This window comes from Psychromonas sp. psych-6C06, from assembly GCF_002835465.1.
GTDB lineage: Bacteria > Pseudomonadota > Gammaproteobacteria > Enterobacterales > Psychromonadaceae > Psychromonas.
Genome location: NZ_PIZM01000018.1, coordinates 1 through 4,347, shown reverse-complemented (window position 1 = coordinate 4,347; position 4,347 = coordinate 1). Strand labels below are relative to the sequence as shown.

The 4,347-nt window shown below is 35.8% G+C and carries 5 protein-coding genes; all 5 read left to right on the top strand.

The window, feature by feature from the left end; translation table 11 throughout:
* Positions 1–38: 38 nt before the first annotated feature.
* The 5 genes from CW745_RS16110 (at position 39) to CW745_RS16090 (ending at position 3,335) form a co-directional block, all read left to right on the top strand.
* Positions 39–722 carry a DUF2726 domain-containing protein gene (locus CW745_RS16110; RefSeq protein WP_202973218.1) on the top strand — a complete coding sequence of 228 codons (684 nt, stop codon included), beginning with the start codon at positions 39–41 and terminating at the stop codon, positions 720–722.
* 98 nt (positions 723–820) lie between these two features.
* Positions 821–1,081: a PnuC protein gene (locus tag CW745_RS16105; RefSeq protein ID WP_101109729.1), complete on the top strand. Its 261-nt coding sequence runs from the start codon at positions 821–823 to the stop codon at positions 1,079–1,081.
* 864 nt (positions 1,082–1,945) lie between these two features.
* Positions 1,946–2,203, top strand: a complete 258-nt coding sequence (locus CW745_RS16100; RefSeq protein ID WP_101109728.1) for a hypothetical protein — start codon at positions 1,946–1,948, stop codon at positions 2,201–2,203.
* A 146-nt stretch (positions 2,204–2,349) separates the two neighbouring features.
* Positions 2,350–2,562, top strand: a complete 213-nt coding sequence (locus tag CW745_RS16095; protein ID WP_101109727.1) for a hypothetical protein — start codon at positions 2,350–2,352, stop codon at positions 2,560–2,562.
* Positions 2,563–2,780: 218 nt separating this feature from the next.
* Positions 2,781–3,335 (top strand): nucleotidyltransferase family protein, encoded by a 555-nt coding sequence (locus tag CW745_RS16090; protein ID WP_101109726.1) that lies wholly within the window; start codon positions 2,781–2,783, stop codon positions 3,333–3,335.
* The last annotated feature ends 1,012 nt before the right edge of the window (positions 3,336–4,347 follow it).

The following is a 4,347-nucleotide window of genomic DNA, read 5'->3' as shown; positions in this document are numbered from 1 at the left end:
TTCCACTTAATGGCAGCGTTATGCATTAAAGAAAACTCGTGAAATTTATTATATTAGCAATAATTGCTGTTGTTCTTTTTATCATTTTTAAAATTAAAATGAAGCGTCTTTCTCAAAGTTCCGATGAGCAATCAGAATTTTCTTACAGAAAACTAGATGTATTATTTACTCCTGCAGAACGATCCTTTTTGGGGGTTCTGAATCAAGCAATTGATGATGATACTATTGTTTTTGGTAAGGTTAGAGTTGCAGATATTCTTGCTCCTAAAAAAGGAACAACGAGAAGCGTTTGGCAAAAAGCATTTAATAAAATTTCTAGTAAGCACTTTGACTTTGTTCTTTGCAATAAAGCCGACTTATCAGTTTTATGCGCTATAGAATTAGATGACAGTTCTCATAACAAATCAAAACAAAAAGAACGAGATGCTTTTGTAGAGGGCGCATGTAAATCGGCTAACTTTCCTTTATTACGTTTTGTTGCTAAAGCCACATATACAGTAAATGATATTCAGAAAGCACTTAGTCAATATTTACCTAACTTACAAAATGATGCTATTAATCATCCTTTAGTAGAGTTAGAAGCCCCCGCTGTTAAAACTTGCCCTAAGTGTTCTTCTGAATTAATAACTAGAACATCTAAAAAGGGTAAAACTGCTGGAAACGAGTTTTTAGGGTGTAGAGCATTTCCAAAATGCAGGTATATCGAATCAGAAAATGCATAACAAGTCGTTTAAACGGAATAAAAACAGTTGGCCATCGCTTCGCGATTATAGCCAACCATTTTTATCCGCTTAACGAGGCGTTAGTTGCCAAGAGTAATATGGAATATTTACAATTTTACGGAATAGATTGGATCGCAATGGTGCTTACCTTTCTAGCGATCTGGCAAATAGGCAATAAGAATAAAATTGGATTTATTCTTATGATGTGTGGGAATTCAAGTTGGATTGCTGTTGGCTATTTTACTGGCAGTTTAGCAATGGTAATCGCGAATTTGATTTTTATGGGTATGAATCTTCGTGCAATCATGAAATGGTCTAAGCCTGCAGTTGTTTCTGAACAACAAGCAGAATCAATTTAATCGAAAAATGGCAACTAACAAGTTGCTTAAACGGAATTAAAACAGTTGGTTATCGCTGCGCGATTTTAACCAACCATTTTAATCCGCTTAGCAAGGCGTTAAATGGCTTGCGTAGAAGTTTTTAAAGTTTGGCTTTTCTAGGTCTGAATTGTGCAAAGTCATTTGCGAGGTTAGTTTTCTGGTTTCGTTTAAATGCATTTAAATCTGGTTTTTTGAATTAATAACCTGCGTTGTAATTCGTTACTCGCACATTTAATTTTCAGCAAGTGCAGGCAGTGGGTTTGGTTATCAAATCCTCGTCGCAAAATAGCATTAGAAACGAGGTTTAGCTTCGTTCGTCAACTGGCTTCGTTTAAAATGAAGTTTAAATTAATAAATGGCACGTTTACCTGTATTGCATTTTCCATATTGGTTGTGTAGTAGGTCTGCCATTTAACAAGTTGCTTAAACGGAATAAAAACAGTTGGCCATCGCTTCGCGATTATAGCCAACCATTTTTATCCGCTTAGCAAGGCGTTAGCAGGTAACGAGAGTTTGAATATTTGCTTTTAAATTTTCCAGACTCTCGGTAGGGCACTTTTCATTTGTGGTGTTGTTTCATGATTATTTTCAGCCGTGTGGTAAACGTCTATTTACCGAGTCTTGCCTCGAGGTAAATCAGAATTACAAAATGAGTTTAGTTTCTAAGTGCTTGGTCACTAAGTTATTTATCAGCATTTGTTAAACTAGCCGAAATCAGTGAAACCGTGCTAACAAGGCACTTAAACGGAACTAAAACAGTGGGTTAGGTTTCGCTTCGCTGCACATTATAACCCACTGTTTTAGTCCGCTTAGTTCGGCGTTATGTGTTTATGGTGAATCTGATTGAGCAATTTTAAACGAATAATATTTTATATCTTGCCAGTGTGCATATTTATACCAATATGCATTGAACTTGGTGCTGAACTAATAACGCAATATTCCATGCATGTAAATGGATATACAGATGTAGAAAAGCACTTACTTGCTGATGATATGGGATTTGGTTTTTTATTAATGCTTGGTTTAATACCTGAAATAATCCTCGGAGTGTTTTTGGGGTATTTTACAGGTAAGAAGTTAAACTCTAAATTCAACACATAACAAGGCACTTAAACGGAACTAAAACAGTGGGTTACGTTCCGCTTCGCTCCACATTATAACCCACAATTTTAGTCCGCTTAGTGCGGCGTTAAATGGCTTTCATAAATTGTAGTTTTTATGAAGCTCAAAGTTAAAAAGGATTTATTATGGATGGGATTTCAATTTGGCAATTAATCATTATTGTCATTATGTTTGCTGTTTTTATATTGCCTGTATTTATGGCTTTATTTTCTAAAAAAGCATCAGGTGGCAATAAAGTAATGTGGGTTGCTTCTTCTGTTTTTTTTGCTTGGCTTGGTTATCTTGCTGTGTATTTTTTAGTTATCCGTAAGACGACTTTAGATAACTCGGTGGAATAGTGATTAAGTTCTACATCGTTCATCAACTAGCTTCGTTTAAACTGAAGCTTAATTTAATAAATGGTAGTAGTGCCACAATTGAGTTTTTTATTCATTGGTCACTAGGTCTGCCATTTAACAAGTTGCTTAAACGGAATAAAAACAGTTGGTTATCGCTGCGCGATTTTAACCAACCATTTTTATCCGCTTAGCAAGGCGTTAGCAGGCAACGGGATCACATGGAGCAACGTTTAATAAGTTTAATAAAATCAGTTCCTGAATTGATAGAGACAGCTATAGTATGTCGGAGTGTTGGTCTGCCAAATTTTTATATTGCGGGCGGTTCAATTACTCAGTTAATTTGGAATAATATATTAGAACGAGAGCCTCTTGATAATGTTAAAGATTTTGATATCGTTTATTTTGACGATAACGAAAATCAAACAGAAAAGTGGTATGAAAATAATATAAGGAATCAGCTTAAGCATTCCATAAAAATTGATATCAAGAATCAAGCGAATGTGCACAAGTGGTATCCTGAAAAGTTTGGTCAAATTATCGATGCTTACACGCAAGTCGAGCAGGGTATAGACTCTTGGTTAACGGCATTTGCTATTGGTTTTACTTTAAATAATAACGGTGAAATTTTAATTTATTCTTCTTATGGCTTAGAAGATGCTTTCAATATGAGTGTAAAGCCAAATAAGATTGCAATGACAGAAACGAGTTACATTAAAATGACTAAAAGCTTTAAAGAACGTTGGTCGTCGATATCTGTCGAACCTTGGCAATAAGCCTGCTAACAAGGCGTTTAAACGGAACAAAAACAGTGGGTTACGTTTCGCTTCGCTACACATTATAACCCACAATTTTTGTCCGCTTAACGCGGCGTTATAATGTGCTCTTTCAAACTTAATTTTATAAAGTGTGGTTAGCCTATTTTGTTTCGTTTTACCAAGTTAAATCCGCGTTGTGAATTGGATTTAGAAGCGGGGCATTGCAGTTTGCATTGCTCCTTAGTTTGGTTTTTCACTGTCGAATTCGTCAATGGGTAAAACGTAAAATTGGGTGTGTTTTGGGGCTCTGCTTTCCATCTCATCGATCAAGTTTTGTGGCGGAATTTTAAACCCAAAAGGGCAATTGGGTTTTCGTAAAGTGTTTAATGATTGGTTTTGTTGAAATCTGAGTAGTCATTTTTTTGCGTGAGTTCAGAGTTAATCATTAAATGGCTTTTAATCTTGTGGGTTTGTTTTATTATTTCATTTGGCTGTGCACTGGTTAACTTGTTGTTTTAAAAATGAACGCACACTTATAACAAGGCATTTAAACGGAACAAAAACGGCTGGCTACGTTTCGCTCCGCTTCACAGTATAGCCAACCATTTTTGTCCGCTTAATGCGGCGTTAGGTTTTCTTGAGAATCCAAGTTTTTATTTACAGTTTTTAGCCAATTAGCGCACTAGGCTTCGGTTTCCTTGCAAAAGCAATTTCCGTATTGAATCACAAGTTACGTTTAAATTTGTTATGCGTTGTAGCTTAGTTCAGTGTTTAACTTTAAAATTTAGTTAATTAGCTAGTGTCCGTTTAATTGGAATGTTCAGTTTTCAATGCAATTCGTCAGTCAGCAGGTTCACTGGTTTTAACAAATTAAAAGGTTTACGCCTGCTGTTGTGGGTGCAAACCTAACAAGCTGTTCAAGCAGACAAAAAACAGTTGGCCATCGCTTCGCGATTATAGCCAACCATTTTTTGCAGCTTAACAAGGGCGTTATATTCACATGGAGATCCAATGCGATTCATCATTTCAT

What these genes read in the sequence shown, in the direction of transcription:
- CW745_RS16105 (WP_101109729.1), top strand. Translation starts at nt 821, where the DNA reads ATGGAATATTTACAATTTTACGGAATAGATTGGATCGCAATGGTGCTT.
- CW745_RS16095 (WP_101109727.1), top strand. Translation starts at nt 2,350, where the DNA reads ATGGATGGGATTTCAATTTGGCAATTAATCATTATTGTCATTATGTTT.
- CW745_RS16090 (WP_101109726.1), top strand. Translation starts at nt 2,781, where the DNA reads ATGGAGCAACGTTTAATAAGTTTAATAAAATCAGTTCCTGAATTGATA.